This is a genomic window from Mycolicibacterium hodleri (assembly GCF_025822245.1).
Lineage (GTDB): Bacteria > Actinomycetota > Actinomycetes > Mycobacteriales > Mycobacteriaceae > Mycobacterium > Mycobacterium hodleri.
Map to the genome: position 1 here is coordinate 1 of NZ_JACKTL010000056.1, position 24092 is coordinate 24092.

The following is a 24092-nucleotide window of genomic DNA, read 5'->3' on the forward strand; positions in this document are numbered from 1 at the left end:
GTACAACACCCGGTGCTCCGGCGAGATGGGCGCCGCCGCGACGTCGACCGCACCGTGGCGCCAGCGGGCGACCGCCGCACCCACGCCGGCCGCGGCACCCGCCGCCGCCAGCGATCCGACCGACAGCGCCGCGACCATCAGCGGTCCGCGGTGCGGCCGCCACTGCCACACCGCCACCGCGGCCGCCACGGCCATCGCGAACAGCAGCCCGGTCATGACGAAGGCGCCGAGGAACAGCAGATCTGACTCGTCGCCGACGTAGCCGCGCACCCGGTCACCGGACTTGGTCAAGGCGATCACCAATTGGATCGGCGGTGCGAGCCAGGCCCACGCCAGCCCGAGGAGGACACCGACGCCGACGAGGCTCAGCGCGACCCGGATCGCCGCCCGCCGATGCGAAAGACTGGGTGGCTCAACGGTGTTCATGCTCAACGTCTCGTCTCCAGGTCCTTCGAGTCCAGCTCGCCGTGTCTCGAACACTTCGCCGACCACCCGTCCGGACGCACCTGGACGATCATGCGCCGGCCACACTCGGCACAGAACCGCGGGGGCTCGAGCCCCAGGCGTGCGGCGGCCGGCACCGTCCCGCCCTCCGGCTCGCCGGTGTAGACGTTGAACGTGGGCGGCATGCTAAATCGTCGCGTTGAGAGCCTTGATCGGCATCTGCAGATCGTTGAGCAGCTCGAGATCGGACTCCGCGGGACGACCCAGCGTGGTCAGGTAGTTGCCGACGATGACGGCGTTGATGCCGCCGAGGATGCCCTGCTTGGCGCCGAGGTCGCCGAGGGTGATCTCCCGGCCGCCGGCGAAGCGCAGCATCGTGCGCGGCATCGCCAGCCGGAAGGCGGCGACGGCCCGCAAGGCGTCAGAGGCGGGCAGCACCTCGAGGTCGCCGAACGGGGTGCCGGGACGCGGGTTGAGGAAGTTCAGCGGCACCTCGTGCGGGTTGAGTTCGGCCAAGTTGGCGGCGAACTCCGCGCGCTGCTCCAGCGATTCACCCATGCCGAGGATGCCACCGCAGCAGACCTCCATGCCGGCGGCACGGACCATCTCGAGGGTGCCCCAGCGCTCCTCCCAGGTGTGGGTGGTGACGACGTTGGTGAAGTAGGACCGCGCGGTCTCCAGATTGTGGTTGTAGCGGTGCACGCCCATCTCGGCGAGCCGGTCGACCTGCTCCTGGGTCAGCATGCCCAGCGAGCAGGCGATCTGGATGTCGACTTCGTTGCGGATGGCCTCGATGCCCGCGGCGACCTGGGCCAGCAGGCGCTCGTCGGGTCCGCGGACCGCGGCGACGATGCAGAACTCGGTGGCCCCGGACTTCGCGGTCTGCTTGGCCGCCTCCACCAGGCTGGGGATGTCGAGCCACGCGCTGCGGACGGGCGAGGCGAACAGCCCCGACTGCGAACAGAAGTGGCAGTCCTCGGGGCAGCCACCGGTCTTGAGGCTGATGATGCCCTCGACCTCGACCTCGGGGCCGCACCACTTCATCCGCACGTCGTGGGCTAGCGCGAGAAGTTCCTCGAGCCGGTCGTCGGGCAGCTGGAGCACCGCCAGCACCTGCTCCTGGGTGAGGCCCTCGCCGCGGTCGAGTACCTGCTCTCGTGCCAGACCCAACACGTCCGCGCGTACCTCTGAAGCCGACTGCGTCACCCGATACTCCTCCTGCACCATGAACTTGAACGGTGTTTAGGCTACAGGGGTGCACACCGCCCGCCGCCACGCCCGGTCAGATGTGGTCGACAAGGCCGCCCAGCTCCTCGACGAGTACGGAATCGGCGACCTGACGATGCGTCGGCTGGCCCGCGAACTGGGCGTCACCCCCGGCGCGCTCTACTGGCACTTCGCCGACAAGCAGGCGCTGCTCGGCGCGGTGGCCGACCGGATCCTCGCGTCCACCGCGACGCCGTCGAGCGGTCGGTGGGCCGAACGCGTGCACCTCATCTGCACCGGCCTGCGCGACGCGCTGCTGTCGACCACCGACGGCGCCGAGCTGGTCTCGGCCAGCTTCGCCGCGGGCAAGTCCGAGCAGATGGCCGAGATCCTGGACCGGCTCACGATCGCCGCGGCCGAGGCCGGCATCGACGGCTCGCATGCCGATCTGGCGGCCCGGTCGGTGCTCTACTACGTCCTGGGCTTCACCGCCGACGAGCAGTCCCGGCTGCAATGGGACGCCGCGGGTGCGCTTGCCGACGGCCAGTCGGTGATGACGACCGATCCCAACGGCCGCTTCACCTTTGGGCTGCGTCTGCTGGTCGACGGCGTGGCCACGCACGCGTCCGCGTCACGCGACCACGGTGTCGACCCTGGCGTCACCGTCCCAGCGCCGTAACCCGGCGAACGTGCCGTCGGCCGTCTCCGCGGAGACGGCCTCCAGGGCCGCCGCGAGGTCGGTCGGCGCCAACCGCCGCGCCAACGTCACGTGCGGCGTCCACTGCCCGGGACGGGCGTGCGGAAACGGTCCGGACGGCAGGTGCGGCTCGCAGATCGCGTCGACCGACTCGTGAAGGTCCAGGAGCCCGCGGTCCGGCACGATCAGGCGGGCCAGGACGACGGATCGGTGCCCGAACACCAGCGGGGCGCCGATCCGGCAGGGCAACGGCAGCCGCCCGGCCAGCTCCCGCAGGGCCGCGTCGACGGCCGGCTCGATGCGCGCGGCCACGGTAAGCGTCACGTGCGGCCGATTGGTCGGCGAACGGTGGTGCGCCTGGCTGGGCAGCCCCACTTGCGCGAGCGCGGCCCACTGCCCTCGGATGGCGTCCTCGACCTCCGGGTCGAACAACAGCTCGACGGAGTGCGCCACGTCAGAGGCTCCGCACCCACTCGGTCGCGAACGCGCCGGCACTCAGCTCGGCGAAGTCCGGCGCCGTCAGCGCGCCCGCGCCGCTCGGCAGTACCGCGCGGACCGCGGCGATGCGCTCGAGGGCCGTGCGATTGGACGTCTCGACCACCCCTGGCTCCGCCGGCCACGCGCCGACGACCAGGCCGGCGCACGGAACACCCACCGCGGCAAGGGCTTCCACGGTGAGAGCGGCATGATTCAGCGTTCCGAGGCCGGCCCGCGCCACGACGAGCACCGTGGCGTCGAGATCGATCGCCAGGTCGCGCAGCGTCACTCCCCCGTCGCCAAGTTCCACCAGCAGCCCGCCGGCGCCCTCGACGACGACCAGGCGACCGGGACGGACGACTCCGTCCACCAGGTCGACCAACTCGGCCCTGGTCGGCAACGGCAGGCCCGCCCGCTCCGCCGCGGCGACCGGGGCCAATGGCTCGGGGTAGCGCCACCCCGGGACCAGGACGTCGACGCCGGAGAGCCGTCCCACCTCCCTCAGGTCGTCGTCGCCGTCGGCGATCCCCGTCTGGACGGGCTTGCACACCGCGACGTCGAGGCCGGCCAGTCGGGCGTGGCACGCCAGCGCTGCCGTCGCGACGGTCTTGCCGACGCCGGTGTCGGTGCCGGTGACGACCAGCGTGCTCATCGGCGGGCCCCCGACCGCGACTCGGTCAGCACGTCGACGAGCACGCGGCACGCCAGGTCGACCTCGTCGGGGGTGAGCGACGCACGCGCGGTCAGCCGCAGGCGTGACGTGCCAACCGGCACCGACGGCGGACGGAAGCACCCGACCCGCAGCCCCCGGTCCAGACACGACGTGGCCGCCGCCAGGGCCACCTCGGGCTCGCCCAGCACCACCGACACCACGGCCGACTCCGGCACGTCGGCCACGCCGCACGCGGCCGCGAGCGTGGCGGCGTGCCGGAGCACCGCACCGGCTCGCCAGGGTTCGTCGACCAGGACCTCAAGTGCGGCCAGTGCCGCGCCGACCGCCGCCGGCGCGAGGCCGGTGTCGAAGATGAACGGACGCGCGGCGTCGACCAGGTGCGCGCGCACCGCCGCCGGGCCCAGCACCACGCCGCCCTGGCTGCCGAGCGCCTTCGACAGCGTCGTCGTCACGACGACGTCGGGGGCACCCGCCAGACCCACCTCGGCCACCAGGCCGCGCCCGCCGTCGCCGCGGATCCCGAGCCCGTGGGCCTCGTCGACGATCAGCAGCGCGCCATGGCGGCGGCACACGTCGTGCAGATCCCGCAGCGGGGCCAGCACACCGTCGGCGCTGAACACCGAGTCGGTGACCACCACGGCGCGCTCCTCGGCGCGGTCCCGCAGCGCGGCGTCGACGGCGTCTACGTCCCGATGCGGCGTAACCACCACCCGGGCCCGCGACAACCGGCAGGCGTCGACCAGCGACGCATGGGTCAGCGCGTCGGACACCACGACCGAGCCGGGACCGGACAGGGACACCACGGCCCCGAGGTTGGCGGTGTAGCCGGAGGAGAAGACCAGGGCGGACTCGGCGCCGACGAACTCCGCCAGCGCGGTCTCGAACCGTTCGTGCAGGGCGGTGTTTCCGGTGACCAACCGCGAGCCCGTCGACCCGGCGCCCCAGGTCTGCAGGGCCTCCATCCCGCCGTCGACGACGCGGGGATGCCGCGACAACCCGAGGTAGTCGTTGGAGGCCAGGTCCAGACCGGCGTCCTCGGCCTGACGCACGCGCAGCGACCGCCGCAGACCGGCCGTGCGACGCTGCCGCTCGACGTCGTCGAGCCAGGCCAGCGGGGAGGTCATCGCACGCGTCACGTCTGGGATCCTTCCGAACTCACACCCACCTGAACGGCGTTCAGGTTAGCGCACGCGCCACGGCCACCATCGCCGAGCAGATCGTGGCCACCTCGTCGGGCGTGCAGACGTACGGCGGCATCGCGTAGACCAGATTGCGGAACGGGCGCAGCCAGACGCCGTGCGCCACCGCGGCCGCGGTGGCCACCGCCATGTCGACCGGCTCGCGCATCTCGATCACGCCGATCGCGCCGAGCACCCGCACGTCGGCCACCCCGGCCAGTTCGGCTGCCGGGGCCAGTCCGGCGCGGAGCCCGTCGGAGATCTCGTGCACGCGGGCTCGCCAATCCTGGCTCAGGAGTAACTCCACCGACGCCACCGACACCGCGCACGCCAGCGCGTTCGCCATGAACGTCGGGCCGTGCATCAGCGCACCCGGTTCGCCCTCGCTGATGGTGGTGGCGACCTCGCGCGTGCACAGCGTCGCCGCCAACGTGAGGTAGCCCCCGGTCAGCGCCTTGCCGACGCACATCACGTCCGGCCGGACCCCGGCGTGGTCGGCGGCGAACAGCTCGCCCGTCCTGCCGAATCCGGTCGCGATCTCGTCGAGGATCAGCAGGACGTCGTGCCGGGTGCAGGCGGCGCGCAGGTCGCGTACGTAGCGCGGATCGTGGAACCGCATGCCTCCCGCGCCCTGCACGACCGGCTCCACGATCACCGCCGCCACCTCGTCGGCGTGTTCGGCGAGAAGCTCCTCGAAGGCCGCGCTGTAGGCCGGGTCGTACTCTCCCGGCACCTCGGGCGCGAACACCTGGGCGGTGAGCACGTCGGTCCAGATGGAGTGCATGCCCCCGTCGGGGTCGCACAGGCTCATCGGCGTGAACGTGTCGCCGTGATATCCGCCACGCCACGTCATCAGCCGGTGCTTGCCCGGCTTGCCCCGACTGCGCTGAAACTGCAGGGCCATCTTCGCGGCCACCTCGACGGCCACCGAACCCGAATCGCTGAAGAACACCGTGTCCAGTCCGGCGGGGGTGATCTCGACCAACAACTCCGCAAGACGGGCCGCCGGCTCGTGGGTCAGGCCGCCGAACATGACGTGGTTCATCGTCGCGAGTTGACGGGTGATCGCCTCGTCGAGAACGGGGTGGCCGTGCCCGTGGATCGCTGTCCACCACGAACTCATGGCGTCGACTACCTCGACGCGTCGGCCGCGGTCGACGAGCGTGAGCGACGCTCCGCGGGCCCCCACTGCGACCAGGGGCGGGGTCGCGTCGGCGGCGATCCGGCTGTACGGATGCCACACGTGGGCGGCGTCGACGGCGCTGATCTGGTCGGGGGTCAACGACGGCATGGAACCACCATCCCCCAGGACCTGCGATCCTGACAAAACACCGTATCGCCGTCGGTTGGGTAGATTGTCCGACGACCATGTTGACCCTCTCTCCAGCCCGGACGGTGCCCCCCACCGGATCCGGCGCCACCCGGCGCGCCAACTCGGGCTTCTACCGGTACGACCTCGACGGGCTCCGCGGCATCGCGATCGCGCTCGTCGCGGTGTTCCACATCTGGTTCGGCAGGGTCTCCGGCGGCGTCGACGTGTTCCTCGCCCTGTCCGGGTTCTTCTTCGGCGGTCGGCTGCTGCGCACCGCGCTGACCCCCGGCTCGTCGCTGTCCCCCGTTCCCGAGGTCAAGCGACTGATCCGCCGGCTGCTGCCCGCCATGGTGGTGGTGCTGGCCGCCTCCGCCGTGCTGACGATCCTGGTCCAGCCGGAGACCCGTTGGGAGACCTTCGCCGACCAGAGCCTCGCCAGCCTCGGCTACTACCAGAACTGGGAGCTGGCCAACACCGCGTCGAACTACCTGCGGGCCGGCGAGGCCGTCAGCCCGCTGCAGCACCTCTGGTCGATGTCGGTGCAGGGGCAGTTCTACATTGCGTTCCTCGCGTTGGTGTTCGGGTTCGCAGTCGCCTTCCGCACGCTCCTGCGGTCCTACACCAGGACCGCGCTGATCGTCGTCCTCGCAGCGCTGACGGTCGCGTCGTTCGTCTACGCGATCATCGCCCACGACGCCGACCAGTCGACGGCGTATTACAACAGCTTCGCCAGGGGTTGGGAACTGTTGCTCGGCGCCCTCGTCGGGGCGCTGGTGCCCTACGTGAAGTGGCCGATGTGGCTGCGCTCGACGATCGCCGTCGTCGCCCTCGCCGCGATCCTGTCCTGCGGCGCGTTGATCGACGGCGTCAAGGAGTTCCCGGGACCGTGGGCCCTGGTGCCGGTCGGCGCGACGATTCTGTTCATCCTCAGCGGGGCCAACCGGATGGCCGACCCGCACCTGGCTTCGGTCGACGGACGGTTGCCCGCGGTCAGCCGACTGCTCGCCACCAAGCCGTTCGTGTCGCTCGGGTCGATGGCCTACTCGCTGTACCTGTGGCACTGGCCGCTGCTGATCTTCTGGCTGGCCTACTCGGGCGACACCCACGCCGGCTTCCTCGACGGCGCGATCGTCCTGCTGGTCTCCGGCCTCCTGGCCTGGCTGACGACCAAGTTCGTCGAGGACCCGCTACGGCTGCGGGCCTCGGCCACCAAGCCCAAGCAGGCCAGCGTGATTCCGCTGCGCACCCGGCTTCGGCGACCGACCATCGTGCTCGGGTCGATCGTCACCCTTCTCGGGGTGGCGTTGACCGCCACGTCGTTCACCTGGCGCGAACACATGACCATCCAGCGCGCCAACGGCAAGGAATTGGCGGGCCTCTCGGCGCGGGACTACCCCGGCGCGCGGGCACTGGTCAACAACGCCCGGGTGCCCAAGCTGCCGATGCGTCCCACCGTCCTGGAGGCCAAGGACGACCTGCCGATCTCCACCATGCAGGGCTGCATCAGCGACTTCGGCAACGTCGACGTCATCAACTGCACCTACGGTGACGACAACGCCGCCAGAACCATTGCCGTGGCCGGTGGGTCACACGCCGAACACTGGATCACCGCGCTGGATCTGCTGGGCCGCATGCACCACTTCAAGGTCGTCACATATCTCAAGATGGGTTGTCCGTTGACCACCGAGGAGAATCCGCTCGTCATGGGCGACAACCGGGCCTATCCGAACTGTCGCGAGTGGAATCAGAAGGTGATGCCGAAGCTGATCTCCGATCACCCTGACTTCGTCTTCACCACCTCGACCCGGCCGTGGAACATCAAGGACGGCGACGTGATGCCCAGCTTCTACCTCGGCATCTGGAAGGAACTGTCCGACGCGGGCATCCCCGTGCTCGCGATGCGCGACACCCCGTGGCTGGTCAAGGACGGCAAGCCGTTCTTCCCCGCGGACTGCCTCGCCGACGGGGGCGACGCCGTCTCCTGTGGCATCAAGCGATCCGAGGTGCTGTCGGACCACAATCCGACCCTCGACTACCTCGCGCAGTTCCCCATGCTCAAGCCGCTCGACATGAGCAACGCGGTGTGCCGTCCGGACTATTGCCGTGCTGTGGAGGGAAACGTGTTGGTGTATCACGACTCTCACCACATTTCCGCGACGTACATGCGCACCATGACCGCTGAACTCGGCCGTCAGATGGCCCTCGCCACCGGTTGGTGGTGACGGTGGTCTCCTCGGTGTGGCCCGGCACCGCCTATCCCCTCGGCGCCACCTATGACGGTGCGGGCACCAACTTCTCGCTGTTCTCCGAAGTGGCCGAGAAGGTCGAGTTGTGTCTGATCGGCAAGGACGGCAGCGAGGAGCGCGTCAACCTCGACGAGGTCGACGGCTACGTCTGGCATGCCTACCTGCCGGCCGTCACCCCCGGCCAGCGGTACGGCTTCCGGGTGCACGGCCCGTGGGATCCGGCCGCCGGGCTGCGCTGTGACGACTCCAAACTCCTGCTCGACCCGTACGGCAAGTCGTTCCACGGCGACTTCGAATTCACCCAGGCCCTGTTCTCCTACGACCTCGAGGCCGAGGACCTCGCCACCGGCGGCACTCCACCCCGCGTCGACTCGCTGGGCCACACGATGACCAGCGTCGTCATCAACCCCTTCTTCAACTGGGGCTCCGACCGGGCCCCCAACACCCCGTACCACGAGACCGTGATCTACGAGGCGCACGTCAAGGGCATGACGCAGACGCACCCGGGCATCCCCGAGGATCAGCGCGGCACCTACGCCGGGCTGAGTCACCCGGTGATCATCGAGCACCTCAAGTCGCTCAACGTCACCGCGATCGAACTCATGCCGGTGCACCAGTTCATGCACGACCACCGTCTGCTCGAGCTCGGTTTGCGAAACTACTGGGGCTACAACACCTTCGGCTTCTTCGCGCCACACCATCAGTACGCGTCCAACCAGAGCGCGGGCGGCGCCGTCGCCGAGTTTAAGAACATGGTCCGGTCCTTCCACGCGGCGGGCATCGAGGTGATCCTCGACGTGGTCTACAACCACACCGCCGAGGGCAACCACCTGGGCCCCACCGTCAACTTCCGCGGCATCGACAACGCCGGCTACTACCGGCTGCTCGACGGCGACCAGAGGCTGTACAAGGACTTCACCGGCACGGGCAACAGCCTCAACGTGCGCCACCCCCACTCGCTGCAGTTGATCATGGATTCGCTGCGCTACTGGGTGCTCGACATGCACGTCGACGGCTTCCGGTTCGACCTGGCGTCGACCCTGGCCCGCGAGTTCTACGACGTCGACCGCCTCTCGGCGTTCTTCGACCTGGTCCAGCAGGACCCGGTAATCAGCCAGGTGAAACTGATCGCCGAACCGTGGGACATCGGTGAGGGCGGATATCAGGTCGGGAACTTCCCTGGTTTGTGGACCGAGTGGAACGGGCAATATCGCGACACTGTGCGTGACTATTGGCGGGGAGAACCCGCAACACTCAACGAATTCGCCTCGCGACTCACCGGGTCGTCGGACCTCTACGAGGCGACGGGGCGGCGGCCCAGCGCGAGCATCAACTTCGTCACCGCCCACGACGGCTTCACCCTGGCGGACCTGGTGTCCTACAACGAGAAGCACAACGAGGCCAACGGCGAGGACAACCGCGACGGCGAGAGCCACAACCGGTCGTGGAACTGCGGTGTCGAGGGCCCCACCGACGACCCCGCCATCCTGGAGTTGCGCGCGAAGCAGATGCGCAACGTGCTGGCCACGCTGATGGTCAGCCAGGGCACGCCGATGATCAGCCACGGCGACGAGATCGGCCGCACGCAGGGCGGCAACAACAACGTGTACTGCCAGGACTCCGAGATCGCCTGGATGGACTGGTCGTTGTGCGAAACCAACGCCGACCTGATGACGTTCGCCCGCACGGTGACCACGCTGCGCAAGAACCACCCGGTGTTTCGGCGCCGACGGTTCTTCGACGGCAAGCTGATCCGCAGCGGCGACGAAGAGATCCGCGACATCGCGTGGCTGACCGCCGCCGGCGTCCCGATGACCCCGGCGGACTGGAACTCGGGCTTTCAGTGCGTCGCGGTGTTCCTCAACGGCGAGGCCATCCCCGCACCCAACGCCCGCGGTGAGCGGGTGGTCGACGACTCGTTCCTGCTGTGCTTCAACGCCCACGAGGACCCCGTCGAATTCGTCGCCGCCGAGGGCGACTACGCCGCCGAGTGGACCGCGGAAGTGGACTCGGCGCGACCAACCGGAACCAGCGACCTGGTGGTGAAGGCCGGCGAGATGTTCACCGTCGCGGCCCGATCCATCATCGCCCTGCGAAAGACGGCCTGATCACCATGACGATTCTCTCGACCTACCGCCTGCAGATGCGCGGACCATCCAGCGGTGAGGCGTTCACGTTCGCCGACGCGCTGGAGCAGCTGGATTACCTTCAGGACCTTGGGGTTTCGACCCTTTACCTGTCACCGATCCTGACCGCCAGCACGGGGTCCACCCACGGCTACGACGTCACCGACCCCACCACGGTGTCCGAAGAACTCGGCGGGGCCGCCGGGCTGGCCCGGCTGTCGGAGGCGGTGCACGCCTGCGGGATGAGCGTGGTCGTCGACGTCGTGCCCAACCACGTCGGCGTCGACGACCCCACCCAGAACTCCTGGTGGTGGGACATGCTGACCCACGGCCGATCGTCCTCCTACGCCACCTACTTCGACGTCGACTGGACGTTGGACCCGGACGGCAAGATCGTCCTCCCCGTGCTTGGCGACGACGGCGACCTCGACGACCTCGCGGTCGACGGTGACGTGCTGCGGCTCGGCGACCGCACCTGGCCGATCGCCCCGGGCACCGGCGACGGATCGCCGGCCGAGGTGTACGAGCGCCAGCACTACAAGCTGATCGGCTGGAAGCACAACGTCTGCGGCTACCGGCGGTTCTTCTCCATCACCTCGCTGGCGGCGTTGCGGCAAGAGGACAAGGCCGTCTTCGACGCCACGCACGTCGAGGTCAAGCGGTGGTTCACCGAAGGTCTGGTCGACGGGCTGCGCATCGACCATCCCGACGGATTGGCCGATCCCGCAGGCTATCTCGAATGGCTACGGGAGCTCACCGGACCCGACGCCTGGATCGTCATCGAGAAGATCCTGGCGCCCGACGAAGCGCTCGAGCCGACGTTGCCCGTCGCCGGTACCACGGGCTACGACGCGCTCCGCGAGATCGGCGGCGTGCTGGTCGACCCGTCCGCCGCCGGCGACGCGGAGCCGCTGGAGCCGGTGATCCGCGAGCTCAAGGTCGCCACCTCCACCGGCACCCTGGCCAGCGAGCTGGCCCGGGTGCACCGGGCCGTCGTGGCCGCGGTCGGCGCCGACCACCCCCTGATTCCCGACGCCGTCGCCGCGTTGCTCTCCCACATCGGCGTCTACCGGTCCGACTACCGCGGGCTGACCGCGATCATGCCCACGGCGCTGGCCGAAACCGCCGCTGCGGAGCCAACTCTGGCCACCCCGCTGACGCTCGTCGCCGCGGCCCTGGAGCACGTGGAACCGGCCACCAGGATTCAGCAGCTGTGTGGCGCCGTCACCGCCAAGTCGGTGGAGGACTGCCTGTTCTACCGCGACGCCAGGCTGGTGTCACTCAACGAGGTCGGCGGCGAACCCGAGCGGTTCGGCGTCAGCGTGGCAGAGTTCCACCACGCCACCGCACTCCGGGCCCGCTTCTGGCCGTCGGCGATGGTGACCCTGTCGACGCACGACACCAAGCGCAGCGAGGACGTCCGCGCGCGCATTGGCGTGCTGTCGCAAGTGCATTCGCTGTGGACCGAGCTGATCGCCAAGTGGGTGGTGGCCACCCCACCGCCCGACGGTGACACGGGACGATTCCTGTGGCAGATCGCCTTCGGCATCTGGCCGGTCGACGGCCCCGTCACCGACGACCTGCGCGCCCGGCTGCACGCATACGCGGAGAAGGCGATCAGGGAAGCGGCGGTCCACACCACCTGGAACGAACCGAACGAGGACTTCGAGAAGGCCGTACACACCTGGCTCGACGACGTCGTCGACGGCCCCGTCGGCGTCGAGATGTCCAGTCTGGTGGCGCAACTGGACACCCACGCCCAAAGCGACTCGCAGGTGCAGAAGCTGTTGTCCCTGACCGTGCCCGGCATTCCCGACGTGTACCAGGGCACCGAACTGTGGGACGACAGCCTCGTCGACCCCGACAACCGGCGCGCGGTCGACTACGCCACGCGTCGCGCGGCGTTGTCCTCGGCGAGCGACGCGAAGCTACGCATCGTCTTCGCCGCGCTGCACTCCCGCGCCGAGCGCCCGGAGTCCTACCTTTCCGGCGGCTATCACCCGGTGCTGCCCGAGGGCGCGGCGGCCGATCATCTGATCGCCTTCCGGCGCGGCGACGACGTGCTGGTCGCCGTTCGGCGGTGGACCGTCGACCTGACCGAAACCGGTTGGGGCGACACGTCCCTGCCCCTGCCCGACGGTGAGTGGGTCGACCGGCTCACCGGCCGTGCGTTCAGCGGCCGGGCCACTGCGACCGACCTGTTCACCGACCTTCCCGCCACCCTGTTGGAGCGCACCCGTGCCTGATCACGAATTCGCCGTCTGGGCACCACTGCCCGAGCTGGTCCGCCTCGACGTCGACGGGACCCTGCACCCGATGACGCGCTCGGACGACGGGTGGTGGCGGGCCACCGTCGACGCACACGTCGACGCTCGGTACGGCTTCGTCCTCGACGACGACGAGACCGTGCTGCCGGATCCGCGGTCCCCGCGGCAACCCGACGGCGTGCACGAGCGGTCCCAGCTGTGGGATCCGTCGACGGTGGCGTGGACGGACGGCGGATGGGCGGGCAAGTCCGTCGAGGGCGCGGTGATCTACGAACTGCACGTCGGCACGTTCACCCCCGACGGCACCTTCGACTCGACCATCGAGAAGCTCGACTACCTCGTCGACCTGGGCGTCGACTTCGTCGAGCTCATGCCCGTCAACTCCTTCAGCGGCACGCGCGGCTGGGGTTACGACGGCGTGCTGTGGTACAGCGTGCAGGAAAGTTACGGCGGCCCAGACGGATTGGTGCGCCTCGTCGACGCCTGTCATGCCCGCGGCCTCGGTGTCCTGATCGACGCGGTCTTCAACCACCTCGGACCGTCGGGCAACTACCTGCCCAAGTACGGGCCCTATCTAACGGAGGCGAACACCGGTTGGGGCCAGGGCGTCAACGTCTCCGGGGCCGGCGCGGACGAGGTGCGCCAGTACATCCTCGACTGCGCCCTGCGCTGGATGCGGGACTTTCACACCGACGGTCTGCGGCTGGACGCGGTGCACGCGTTGGCCGACCACACCGCGATCCACATCCTCGAGGAGATGTCGGCCGAAACCGACTCCCTCGCCGAACAATTGGGGCGTCCGCTGTCGTTGATCGCCGAGAGCGACCTCAACGATCCCCGGCTGATCACCCCGCGCGACCGCGGCGGGTACGGGATGACGGCGCAGTGGGACGACGACATCCACCACGCGATCCACACCGCGGTGTCCGGTGAGCGGCAGGGGTACTACTCCGACTTCGGTTCCCTGGAGTCACTGGCGAACACGTTGACGCACGGCTACTTTCACGCGGGCACGTACTCGTCGTTCCGGCATCGGCGGCACGGCCGACCGCTGGACACCGCGACCATCCCCGCCACCCGACTGCTGGCCTACACCTCCGACCACGACCAGGTGGGCAACCGGGCGGTCGGCGACCGGCCCTCGCAGAACCTGACGTTCGGCCAGCTCGCCGTCAAGGCCGCCCTGGTCCTCGCGTCGCCCTACACGGCGATGCTCTTCATGGGCGAGGAGTGGGCGTCCTCGAGCCCGTTCCAGTTCTTCACCTCCCATCCCGAACCGGAGCTGGCGCGAGCCACCGCCGAGGGTCGCAAGGCGGAGTTCGCCGCCCACGGATGGGACGCCGACGAGATCCCGGATCCACAGGACCTCGAGACGTTCCAACGGTCCAAGCTGAAGTGGGACGAGGTCGACTCCGGCGACCACGCCAAGCTGCTCGGGCTGTACCGGTCGCTCATCGAGCTGCGGCACCGGGAGCCCGACTTCGCCGACCCGTGGCTGGACCACATGACGGTCGACTACGACGAGGAGCAACGCTGGATCGCGCTGCATCGGGGTGCGTTCACCATCGTGTGCAATCTGGGTGACGAGTCGGTCACCGTGCCGGTCGGCGGTGAGGTGGTGCTGGCGTCGGCCGAATCCGAGGTCGGCGACGCGACGACGCTGCCGAAGCAGTCGTTCGCGGTGGTGCGTACGGCCGCGTCCTAGGCTGGCCGGCCGGCTCACATCGGCGTCGGCGCACCGAAGACGGGAATGACGCCGACGGGTAGTAGCGCAAGCACGATCCCGGCCACCGCGACGACGGTGGTCGACCGCCGGGTCGGTGGTTCGCCGATTTCGGGTTGGCGAGTCGCGTACAGCACGAACACGATTCCGAGGTCATAGGCGATCGTGGTCCACCAGCGGATCCAGTCCACCCCGGTGAGAAACACCGGCAAGAACAGCACCAAGCCAAGGGCGACAGCCACTTTCCGGGTCAGCAGAACGTCCCTGAAGCGTCGTACGGGTACCCCCGAAGCCTGCGCGATGAGATAGGTCGACGCGGCGAGCACCCCGATCCCGAAAAGCGTCGAGCCGGCCAGCGCCAGCACGCCGATACCCCGGACGAACTGCATTGCGTCGCCGAAACTTTGATCGAACAGCGGCAGGATGGCGCGGCACATCCAGTCGTGATAGTCGATGTCGTAGCGGACACCGTGGAGAATCTGCGAGGCAGTGAGTTTGCCGGCCATTGGATGGTTTACGGGTCCGTGCGGCACCGATTGGCACAGCGCTTGCGCAATCCCTTGCTGACCGAACACCGTCACCGCCAGCGCCGTCGCGAGACCCGGCCCCACCGCCAACACCGAACACGACCGAAAGACGCTGCCGGTGAGCCCAGGTGCCAGCACGGTGAGCGCGGCGAGGGCACCCAGCCCGAAGAGGAACGGTGTGGCTTCGTGCATCAGGGTCAGGACCGCCAGGACCGTGCCAAACGCCGCACTGAGCACCACGATCCCGCGGCGGCTGGTGACCGTCGTCAACGACACCGCGAACGCGGCCAGTGCCGCGGCGCCGAACAAGTCCGTGCGCGCAGAGAACAAACCGAAGGCGAACCCGAACGGCAAGACCGGAATCAGTAACGCCAAGAGCCACTTTCGCCGTGAACGCCGCCCTCGGCCCAGCACCGACCACATCAGCCCGGCGAGCCCGAGGCTGTAGGCCCCCGTCAGGCTCCACCGCAGTACGCGCAGAGCGCCGAAGTAGTCGTCGCGCGGAAACAGATTCACGATCTCGCCGGCAAGTCCACGCCGGACGAAGCCACGTGAGTAGTCGACCGAGAAGTACGAGTAGAAGTAGCCGTCCGGGACGAAGCTCGTCGCGATGGCCAACAAGGATGCCATCCACACCACCAACAGCAACGCGAACGTCACGTGGCGGCGACGGCCGGGGCCGGCACTGACTGCGGTGTTCGACAACTGGCCCCCGAATCTCGGCGTTCGCGGTCCGTGCTCGACGACGCACTTCCGCCGGCCGAGTATAGGGTCTGTCCGTGTGAGCGCTGAACCGGTGGTGTCCCGTCCGCGCTGCGGTGACCGATGAAGATCGTGGTCGCCATCCACGGCACGCGGGGCGACGTCGAACCGTGCGCAGCCGTAGCCCTCGAACTGCAGCACCGCGGACACGACGTGCAGGCAGCGGTACCACCGAACCTGGTCGGCTTCGTCGAATCCGCGGGCCTGCCTGCGGTCGGCTATGGCCCCGACTCCCAACAGCAGCTGCAAGGCGACGTGTTCGAACGACCGGACGCTCTCACGGCGGCCGCACCGTCGGATTGGCTGCGACTGGGCAACCCGCTCGACGCGCTGCGCAAGGCCCGGGCCGCCGCCACCCGGGGCTGGGACGAGATGAGCCAGACACTGTCGTCGATGACCGCAGGTGCCGACTTGGTCCTCACCGGCACGGCGTATCAGGAGATCGCGAGCAACGTCACCGAACACCGGGGTATCCCCTTGGCGGAAGTGCACTACTTTCCGGTCCGTGCCAACACCTGCGTGCTGCCGGTTCGACTACCCGCGACGGTGGTCCGAGGCGCGTATGCCGTCGGTGAATGGATGCATTGGCAATTGCTCAAACCCGCGGAGAGCCGGCAGCGACGGGTGCTGGGACTTCCGCCGGCGACCACTCGGCCGGTGGCACGCATCGTGGGCGGCGGCGCCCTGGAACTCCAAGCCTACGATCCGGTGTTCTTTCCGGCACTGGCGCAGGAGTGGGGCGCCCAGCGCCCCCTCATCGGGTCGATGACGCTTCTGCTCCCCACCGAGATCGACGGCGAGGTGGAGTCGTGGATCGCCGCGGGCTCCCCACCCGTCTACTTCGGATTCGGCAGCATGCCCGTGGACGACTTCGCCGACACCGTGGGTCTCATTCGTGACGTCTGTGGCGCGCTCGGCACCCGAGCACTGATCTGTACGGGATCGTCCGCCGTCGACGACATCGCCACCACCGACGCCGTCAAGGTCGTCGCCGCCGTCAACCATGCCGCGGTGTTTCCGAGGTGCCGCGCCGTCGTGCACCACGGCGGGGCCGGCACGACGGCTGCCGGACTGCGTGCCGGCGTCCCCACCTTGGTGTTGTGGGTGGCCGCCGAACAGCCGCTCTGGGGCAAACAGGTCGAACGCCTCGGCGTCGGTACGTACCGCCGGTTCTCCGCCACCACCCGCGAGTCGTTGCTCGCCGATCTGCGGACGGTGCTGGCTCGCAACACATCTGAGCGCGCGCGGGTAATAGCCGGGCAGATGAGCCGGCCTTCCGAGAGCGTCACGACAGCCGCCGACCTGCTCGAGGGGGCGGCTCGCGCCGGCCGTCCCGCTGACACGGTTTGCTAAGCCGCAGCCAGAGACGGTACGTTCCCGCTCGTGTGGACGACTGTCGTACTGCTCGGCCTCACGGTGAGCATCGAGCCCACCCGCCTCGGATTGATCGCGCTGCTCCTCACGAGGCCGCGTCCCATTCGGCACCTGATCGTGTTTCAGATAACGGGTCTGACGATTAGCCTGAGTGTGGGTTTGACCGTCTTGTTCGTCTTCCACCACAGTTTCTTCGGCAAGAGCCACGTCAGTCCCGCGCCCCTTCAGATCGCCTTCGGCGTCGTACTGCTGCTTCTGGCCGCGGTGCTGGCATCCAACATTCCGTTGAATCGGTTCTCCCGGCAGGCTGTTCCTCACACTGGTGGTGTCGACGACGCGGCCGCCGCGGACGTCTCCCCGCCCCCGACGACTCGACGCACGCAAGCTCTACACCGGGTACGGCGCTTCGTCAGAGGCGAGTCGTCCGCGCTCTCGGCCTCCATCGGAGCGGCGACGGCAATGCCGAGCATCGACTACTTCGTCCTGCTGGCCATCATCATCGCCTCCAAGGCACGAGCGCTCGAGCAGGCCTTGGCCTTGCTGACCTTTCTTCTGCTCGCCGGGGCCGGCGCGTCCATTCCGCTGCTCAGCTTCATCGTGGCGCCGGCGAAGACTCGCATTTGGGTGAACGGACTGAGTTCGTGGATTCGCCGGCGCACGCGCAGGCAAGCGGGCCTGTTCGTCGGCGTCGTCGGCGCCCTCTTGATCGCGATCGGCGCGTTCAGCCTGTGACGCGGCGGGCTCGGGGAACTCGGCCCGCTCAGGTCAGGTAGCGGTACGCCGGCGAGCCGGGCTCCAACGCCTCGACGTGCATGTCGGAGCGGCGCATCCGCTCCATCAAACCGTCGAAGTCCGCCGCCGACCCGAGCTCGACGCCGACCAGGGCTTCACCGGTCTCGCGGTTGTTCCGCTTGACGTACTCGAACAAGGTGACGTCGTCGCCGGGGCCGAGCACCTCGTCGAGGAACCGCCGCAGGGCGCCCGGCTCCTGGGGAAAGTCGACCAGGAAGTAGTGCTTGAGGCCGAGGTGCACCAGGGACCGCTCGAGCACCTCGTTGTACCGCGACACGTCGTTGTTGCCGCCCGAGATCAGGCAGACCACGGTCGAGCCCGGTTCGACGGTGCCCTCGGTGCAGGCCTCCATCAACGCCGCCACCGACAGCGCACCCGCGGGTTCGGCGATGATGCCCTCGTTTTGGTAGAGGTCGAGCATCGCGGTGCAGACCGCGCCCTCGTCGACCGCGGTGATCGAGACCATGTCGCCGGCCGCCGAGAGCACCGCGTACGGCAGCGCGCCCGCGCGGGCGACGGCGGCGCCGTCGACGAACTGGTCGACGTGCTCGAGGGTGACGGGCTCACCGGTGGCCAGGGCGGCGACCATCGCCGCGGCGCCGGCCGGTTCCACTCCGAGCACCGAGGTCTTCGCCGTGCGCTCGGCCAGATAGGTGGTGATGCCGCCGATGCAGCCGCCGCCACCGACCGGAACGATCACCAAGTCGGGCTCCGCCTCGAGCTGTTGGAGGATCTCGACGGCGATCGTGCCCTGGCCCGCCATGGTGCGGAGGTCGTCGTACGGCGGAACCAGGGTGGCGCCGGTCCGCTCGACGTCGGCCAGTGCCGCGGCCGCCGCGATGTCGAACGTGGCACCACCGACGATCAGCTCGATGAAGTCGCCGCCGTGATACCGGATGCGGTCGCGCTTCTGCTTCGGCGTCTTGGCGGGGACGTACACGCGACCGTGGATGCCCATCGACCGACAGGCCAGTGCGAAGCCCTGGGCGTGGTTGCCGGCGGACGCGCACACGACGCCGGCGGCGAGCTCGTCGGGCGTCAGCTGCATCAACAGGTTGTAGGCACCGCGAAGCTTGTAGCTGCGGACGGCCTGCAGATCCTCGCGCTTGAGGTAGACCTCGAGACCCGTGATCGCCGACAGCCGGTCGCTGTACTGCAGTGGGGTCAGGCTCACCACCGCCGAAATTCGGTGAGCGGCCTCGTCGATGTCCGAGGCGCCGAGCGGCGCGGGACGGCGAGACGTCTGACTCAGTTCGGCGGACACCGATCAATGGTGCCACTACCCCGCCGGGCAGCGAAAACGGGTTTGGTGGGCGACGCGCCCAATCCAGGGTTTCGGCTTCCCGAAATCTAAGTTACGAGCTATCGTGGAGCAATGACCACGCCCTCGGAAGTTCACATCGCCGGCGTCCCGTGGCCTGCCTACAAGGTGCTGGCCCTCGTGGTCGGTGCCCTGGTGTTCGTCGCGGTCGGCGTGGTGACGGCCAGTGCCGCCCCCGCCGTGCTGAGCGGCACCGCCGCCGCGGTCGCCGTCTGGGTCGGACAGGCCCTGCTCCGGTCCCCCGACGCCTAGTCCGGTCGCTCGACCAGGCTCCGCAACGTCGCCAAGTCCGTCGCCACCGCGGCCGCGTCGGCGTCGAACTCCTCGTCGGTGACTCCCGAGAGCCGACGCAGCGTGAACACCACCTCGCATCCCGGTTCGTCGAGCCCCGCGGGAATCACCCGCATCGGGTTGAAGAAGCGTTCCCCGGACGGCAGCGTGACCAGGTGGTCGAGCACACCGAACTCATTGGGCGCGGCGAACTCCACTTCGACCGCGGCCAGTTTCGGATCGGCGAGGCCCGCGGCCCAGCGCGGCAGATTGGCCGGGTCGGCGGCGAAGGCGTAGACCTCGGCGGCGTCCGCGTCGACCCACTGGCTGACGTGTAGGGAATCAACAGTCGTGTCGTCGCTCATTCCTCAATGGTGGCGCACACACTGTCCTGATGGGTTCCGACGAACAAGACGCCTACGAGCCGCCACCGGAAGTCGCGGCCTTCGTCAGCCGAGCCGAACGCCTCGCCTCCGGTGCCGAGCATCGCGTCCCGTCGTGGCTCCGGCCGGGGGACCCCGAGAACCGCTGGCCGGTACTGATCGCGATCCTGTCCGTCATCGTGATCCAGCACGCGATTCCACTGCAGTACACCGTGTTGCCCCGCTGGCCGCTGATCGTCATGGAATTGCTGCTGCTGGCGGTGATGCTCGTCGTCAACCCGATGCGCATCTCGCGGCCCACCACCGTCGGCCGCTGGGCCAGCCTGATCCTGACCGCCGCGATCACCGTCGACAACACCGCGTCGGCGGTCGTGCTGGCCAAGCGAATCCTCAGCGGCGAGGTCAGCAACAACGCGGCCGTACTGCTCGGCGGCGGCGCAGCCATCTTCGTCACCAACGTCATCGCCTTCGGCATCTGGTTCTGGGAACTGGACCGCGGCGGCCCGTTCGTACGACGATCCGGAGAGAAGCCCTACCCCGACTTCCTGTTCCCTCAGATGACGGATCCGAGTCATGCCAGGCCGGACTGGCGACCGACGTTCGTCGACTACCTCTACGTCAGCTTCACCAACGTGGTGGCGTTCTCCCCCACCGACACGATGCCGCTGGCGCGCTGGGCCAAGGGCATGATGACGGTGCAGGCGCTGGTCTCCACGACCACCATCGCACTGGTGATCGCCCGCGCGGTGAACGTGCTGGGTTAGCCGCCGAGGCAGCCGGGACCCAGCAGTGCCTTGAGGTCACCCATCAACGCCGACGACGGCGTGACGCGCAGCGCCTGGTCCAGTTCGAGCGTGGTGATGCGATCGCCGCTGATCAACCGCAACCGCACCTGCGACGTCCCGGGGTGATTGGCCAGCACCTGCTTGAGGGCGACCACCTTCTCGACCGTGCACTGTCTGGTGGGCAGGCTGACCGCCACGGGACGGTCGGCCTGCGCGCTGGAGAAGTCCGGGACGACGAGGTCGTTGGCGATCAGCGACAGCCGGTCGTCGCGCGAGTTGACCTTGCCGCTGACGATCACGACGGTGTCGTCGGCGATCTCGGCACCGAAGGTCGAGTACGTGTGCGGGAAGAACATCACCTCGATGCCACCGGTGAGATCTTCCAATTGCGCTGACGCCCAGGGCATTCCGTTCTTGTTGACCCGGCGGTTGACCGACGCCAGGATGCCGCCGACCCGCACCTGGGAGTCGTTGGCCACGTCACCGTTGAGGATCGCCGGGATGTGGGTGTCGACTTGGGCCGACAGCAGATGCGCGATGCCGTTGAGCGGGTGGCCGGACACGTACAGCCCGAGCATCTCGCGTTCCAGCGCCAGCTTGTGCTTGTCCTCCCACTCCTCGTCGGGCACCTTGATCGCGAACACCGAGCCCCCGGTGTCCGCGTCGGAGCCGTCTCCCCCACCGAAGAGGTCGAACTGCCCCATCGCCTCGGCCTTCTTGGTGCCGAGCACGGAGTCGACGGCGTCGGTGTGGATCAAGAACAAGCCCTTGCGTGGGTGTCCGAGCGAGTCGAACGCGCCGGCCTTGACCAGCGACTCCGTCACCTTCTTGTTGCAGGCGGTGACGTCGATCTTGTTGAGGTAGTCCGAGAAGTCGGTGTACTTGCCCTTCTCGTTGCGCGTGTTGATCAAAGAGGTGACCACGTTCGCGCCGACGTTGCGCACCGCACCGAGGCCGAACCGGATGTCCTCGCCCACCGAGGCGAAGTTGACGACCGACTCGTTGACGTCGGGCGGCAGCACGGTGATGCCGAGGCGGCGGCAGTCGGCCAGGTAGACCGCTGCCTTGTCCTTGTCGTCGCCGACCGACGTCAGCAGGCCCGCCATGTACTCGGCCTGGAAGTTCGCCTTGAGGTAGGCCGTCCAGTAGGACACCAGCCCGTAGCCGGCGGCATGCGACTTGTTGAACGCGTACCCGGCGAACGGAAGGATGGTGTCCCACAACGCCTTCACCGCGGCCTCGGAGAAACCGTTGGCCGTCATGCCCTCGCGGAAGCCCTTGTACTCCGCCTCGAGGACCTCGAGCTTCTTCTTGCCCATGGCCTTGCGCAGCGCGTCGGCCTTGCCCATCGAGTAGCCGGCGACCTTCTGGGCGATGAACATGATCTGCTCTTGGTAGACGATCAGGCCGTAGGTCTCGGAGAGGATCTCCTTGAGGGGCTCCTCGAGCTCCGGATGGATCGGCTTGATCGCCTGCCGGCCGTTCTTGCGGTCGGCGTAGTCGTTGTGCGCGTTCATGCCCATCGGGCCGGGCCGGTACAGCGCGAGCACAGCGACGATGTCGTTGAACTCCGTTGGCTGCATGCGGCGCAACAGATCTCGCATCGGCCCGCCGTCGAGCTGGAAGACGCCCAGCGTGTCGCCACGGCCCAGCAACTCGTAGGCCAACGAGTCGTCGAGCTCCAGCGCCTCGAGATCGAGGTCGAGGCCCCGGTTGGCCTTGATGTTGTCGATGCAGTCACCGATGATCGTCAAGTTGCGCAGGCCCAGGAAGTCCATCTTGAGCAGGCCGATGGCCTCGCACGACGGGTAGTCCCAGCCGCTGATGACGGCGCCGTCCTGCGGCCGCTTCCACAGCGGAATCGCGTCGATCAGCGGCTCGGAACTCATGATCACCGCACACGCGTGCACGCCGGCGTTGCGGACCAGGCCCTCGAGGCCCCGGGCCGTCTCGTAGATCGCCCGGACGTCGGGATCGGTGTCGAGCAGCGCGCGGACCTCGGCGGCCTCCTTGTACCGCTCGTGGGTGGGGTCGGTGATGCCCGACAGCGGGATGTCCTTGGCCATGATGGGCGGCGGCAACGCCTTGGTGATCCGGTCGGCGATGGCGAAGCCGGGCTGGCCGTAGTTGACGCGCGCCGAATCCTTCAGTGCCGCCTTGGTCTTGATGGTGCCGAAGGTGATGACCTGGGCCACCCGGTCGCTGCCCCATCGGTTGGCGGCATAGCGCAGCATCTCACCGCGGCGGCGGTCGTCGAAGTCGATGTCGATGTCGGGTGCCGACGGACGTTCCGGGTTCAGGAAGCGCTCGAACAGCAGACCGTGCGGGATCGGGTCGATGTTGGTGATGCCCATGGCGTAGGCGACCAGTGACCCGGCGGCCGAACCACGGCCTGGCCCCACCCGGATGTCGACCGACTTGGCGTAGTTGATCAGGTCGGCGACGATCAGGAAGTAGGACGGGAAGCCCTTGTCGCAGATGACCTTGATCTCGAACATGGCCCGGTCGGTGTACTCCTGGGGAACGGGCGCGCCCTTGAACCGGCGCTCCAGTCCGGCGTTGACCTCGTGGGTCAACCACGACGCCTGGTCGTGACCGTCGGGCACCGGGAAGATCGGCATCCGGTCCTTGGGCGCCCAGACGTCGGCGTAGGACTGCACCCGCTCGGCGATCAGCAGGGTGGAATCGCAGGCCCCGGGCACCTGGTCGTCCCAGAGGGCGCGCATCTCCTCGGCCGACTTCAGGTAGTAGCCGTCGCCGTCGAACTTGAAGCGCGTCGGATCCGAGAGGGTCTTGCCGGTCTGCACGCACAGCAGCGCCTCGTGGTTTCGGGACGCGTCTCGGGTGACGTAGTGGCAGTCGTTGGTGGCCAGCGGCGGGATGTTCAGCTTGCGCCCGACCTCGAGCAACCCCTCGCGGACGCGGCGCTCGATGTCGAGGCCGTGGTCCATCAGCTCGAGGAAGAAGTTCTCGGGGCCGAAGATCTCACGCCACTTCGCCGCGGCGGCCACGGCCTCGTCGACGTGGCCCAGCCGCAGCCGGGTCTGCACCTCGCCCGACGGGCAGCCCGTGGTGGCGATGATGCCCTCGGCGTGCTCGGCGATGATCTCGGCGTCCATCCGCGACCACTTGCCGAGCTGGCCCTCGAACGACGCCAGCGACGACAGCTTGAACAGGTTGCGCAGACCGGTGGCGTTCTCCGCGACCATGGTCATGTGCGTGTACGCACCGCTGCCCGAGACGTCGTCGGACTTCTGACCGGGGTCACCCCAGAGCACACGCTTGGTGTCGAACCGCGAGGCAGGTGCGATGTAGGCCTCGACACCGATGATCGGCGTGATGCCCACGTCGGTCGCCGCGTTGTAGAACTCGCTGGCACCGAACATGTTTCCGTGGTCGGTCATGCCGATGGCGGGCATCTCGAGCCGCTGCGCCTCGGCGAACATGGGCTTGACCTTCGCGGCACCGTCGAGCATCGAATATTCGGTGTGATTGTGCAGGTGCACGAACGACTTGCTCATAGGGCAGC

General features: G+C 68.5%; 20 protein-coding genes. 9 read left to right on the plus strand and 11 right to left on the minus strand.

Annotated features, from left to right (window positions below):
- From H7J06_RS23825 to bioB, 3 genes are all read right to left on the minus strand, one after another.
- On the minus strand, positions 1 to 426 hold a 426-nt coding region (locus tag H7J06_RS23825; protein WP_264041764.1), incomplete at its 3' end, for a DUF2567 domain-containing protein.
- A 2-nt stretch (positions 427 to 428) separates the two neighbouring features.
- Positions 429 to 629 carry a biotin synthase auxiliary protein BsaP gene (bsaP, locus tag H7J06_RS23830; RefSeq protein ID WP_264041766.1) on the minus strand — a complete coding sequence of 67 codons (201 nt, stop codon included), beginning with the start codon at positions 627 to 629 and terminating at the stop codon, positions 429 to 431.
- A gap of 1 nt (position 630) precedes the next feature.
- A complete protein-coding gene (bioB, locus tag H7J06_RS23835) occupies positions 631 to 1671 on the minus strand; it encodes a biotin synthase BioB (RefSeq protein WP_264041767.1) in 1041 nt (346 codons plus the stop codon).
- A 28-nt stretch (positions 1672 to 1699) separates the two neighbouring features.
- Here bioB and H7J06_RS23840 point away from each other — a divergent pair, with 28 nt between their 5' ends.
- Positions 1700 to 2329, plus strand: coding sequence for a TetR family transcriptional regulator (locus H7J06_RS23840; RefSeq protein WP_264041768.1), 630 nt, complete (start codon positions 1700 to 1702; stop codon positions 2327 to 2329).
- Here H7J06_RS23840 and H7J06_RS23845 read toward each other — a convergent pair.
- The 4 genes from H7J06_RS23845 to H7J06_RS23860 are packed head-to-tail and all read right to left on the minus strand — an operon-like array spanning position 2282 to position 5966.
- The gene (locus H7J06_RS23845) at positions 2282 to 2800 is read right to left on the minus strand and encodes a 2'-5' RNA ligase family protein (RefSeq protein WP_264041769.1); all 519 of its coding nucleotides are present in this window, start codon (positions 2798 to 2800) and stop codon (positions 2282 to 2284) included. The two genes, H7J06_RS23840 and H7J06_RS23845, sit on opposite strands and share 48 nt — an antisense overlap.
- Before the next feature lies 1 nt (position 2801).
- Positions 2802 to 3476 carry a dethiobiotin synthase gene (gene bioD, locus H7J06_RS23850; RefSeq protein ID WP_264041770.1) on the minus strand — a complete coding sequence of 225 codons (675 nt, stop codon included), beginning with the start codon at positions 3474 to 3476 and terminating at the stop codon, positions 2802 to 2804.
- Positions 3473 to 4633 (minus strand): 8-amino-7-oxononanoate synthase, encoded by a 1161-nt coding sequence (locus H7J06_RS23855; protein ID WP_308205827.1) that lies wholly within the window; start codon positions 4631 to 4633, stop codon positions 3473 to 3475. The genes bioD and H7J06_RS23855 overlap by 4 nt, the downstream gene beginning before the upstream one ends.
- A 40-nt stretch (positions 4634 to 4673) precedes the next feature.
- Positions 4674 to 5966, minus strand: a complete 1293-nt coding sequence (locus H7J06_RS23860) for an adenosylmethionine--8-amino-7-oxononanoate transaminase (RefSeq protein WP_264041771.1) — start codon at positions 5964 to 5966, stop codon at positions 4674 to 4676.
- 77 nt (positions 5967 to 6043) lie between these two features.
- On the opposite strand from H7J06_RS23860, the gene sucT reads away from it, so the two are divergent.
- Genes sucT through treZ form a run of 4 tightly spaced genes read left to right on the plus strand, consistent with a single transcriptional unit; the run spans position 6044 to position 14331 of the window.
- Entirely contained in the window at positions 6044 to 8209 is a 2166-nt protein-coding gene (gene sucT, locus H7J06_RS23865; RefSeq protein WP_264041773.1) for an acetyltransferase SucT, read from the plus strand.
- Entirely contained in the window at positions 8206 to 10341 is a 2136-nt protein-coding gene (gene glgX / locus H7J06_RS23870) for a glycogen debranching protein GlgX (protein WP_372515403.1), read from the plus strand. The genes sucT and glgX overlap by 4 nt, the downstream gene beginning before the upstream one ends.
- A 5-nt stretch (positions 10342 to 10346) precedes the next feature.
- Complete coding sequence (gene treY / locus H7J06_RS23875) at positions 10347 to 12605, plus strand: malto-oligosyltrehalose synthase (RefSeq protein ID WP_264041775.1); 2259 nt, start codon at positions 10347 to 10349, stop codon at positions 12603 to 12605.
- Positions 12598 to 14331: a malto-oligosyltrehalose trehalohydrolase gene (gene treZ, locus H7J06_RS23880; protein ID WP_264041776.1), complete on the plus strand. Its 1734-nt coding sequence runs from the start codon at positions 12598 to 12600 to the stop codon at positions 14329 to 14331. The genes treY and treZ overlap by 8 nt, the downstream gene beginning before the upstream one ends.
- 14 nt (positions 14332 to 14345) lie before the next feature.
- Here the strand turns inward: treZ and H7J06_RS23885 are convergent, their stop codons facing one another.
- Entirely contained in the window at positions 14346 to 15536 is a 1191-nt protein-coding gene (locus H7J06_RS23885; protein ID WP_488199454.1) for an Rv1490 family membrane protein, read from the minus strand.
- 165 nt (positions 15537 to 15701) lie between these two features.
- On the opposite strand from H7J06_RS23885, the gene H7J06_RS23890 reads away from it, so the two are divergent.
- Both H7J06_RS23890 and H7J06_RS23895 read left to right on the plus strand, forming a co-directional pair.
- Entirely contained in the window at positions 15702 to 16991 is a 1290-nt protein-coding gene (locus H7J06_RS23890; RefSeq protein WP_264041778.1) for a glycosyltransferase, read from the plus strand.
- A 30-nt stretch (positions 16992 to 17021) separates the two neighbouring features.
- On the plus strand, positions 17022 to 17744 hold the full coding sequence (locus H7J06_RS23895) for a GAP family protein (RefSeq protein WP_264041780.1): 723 nt from the start codon (positions 17022 to 17024) through the stop codon (positions 17742 to 17744).
- 28 nt (positions 17745 to 17772) lie between these two features.
- On the opposite strand, the gene ilvA is transcribed toward H7J06_RS23895, so the two are convergent.
- Complete coding sequence (gene ilvA, locus H7J06_RS23900) at positions 17773 to 19068, minus strand: threonine ammonia-lyase IlvA (protein WP_264041781.1); 1296 nt, start codon at positions 19066 to 19068, stop codon at positions 17773 to 17775.
- A gap of 111 nt (positions 19069 to 19179) precedes the next feature.
- Between ilvA and H7J06_RS23905 the strand changes: the two genes are divergently transcribed.
- On the plus strand, positions 19180 to 19377 hold the full coding sequence (locus H7J06_RS23905; RefSeq protein ID WP_264041782.1) for a hypothetical protein: 198 nt from the start codon (positions 19180 to 19182) through the stop codon (positions 19375 to 19377).
- Here the strand turns inward: H7J06_RS23905 and H7J06_RS23910 are convergent.
- Positions 19374 to 19760, minus strand: coding sequence for an SRPBCC family protein (locus H7J06_RS23910; protein WP_264041783.1), 387 nt, complete (start codon positions 19758 to 19760; stop codon positions 19374 to 19376). The two genes, H7J06_RS23905 and H7J06_RS23910, sit on opposite strands and share 4 nt — an antisense overlap.
- Positions 19761 to 19789: 29 nt before the next feature.
- Here H7J06_RS23910 and H7J06_RS23915 point away from each other — a divergent pair, with 29 nt between their 5' ends.
- Positions 19790 to 20542, plus strand: a complete 753-nt coding sequence (locus H7J06_RS23915; protein ID WP_264041784.1) for a hypothetical protein — start codon at positions 19790 to 19792, stop codon at positions 20540 to 20542.
- Here H7J06_RS23915 and dnaE read toward each other — a convergent pair.
- Positions 20539 to 24084, minus strand: a complete 3546-nt coding sequence (gene dnaE, locus H7J06_RS23920; RefSeq protein WP_264041785.1) for a DNA polymerase III subunit alpha — start codon at positions 24082 to 24084, stop codon at positions 20539 to 20541. The two genes, H7J06_RS23915 and dnaE, sit on opposite strands and share 4 nt — an antisense overlap.
- Positions 24085 to 24092 lie beyond the last annotated feature (8 nt).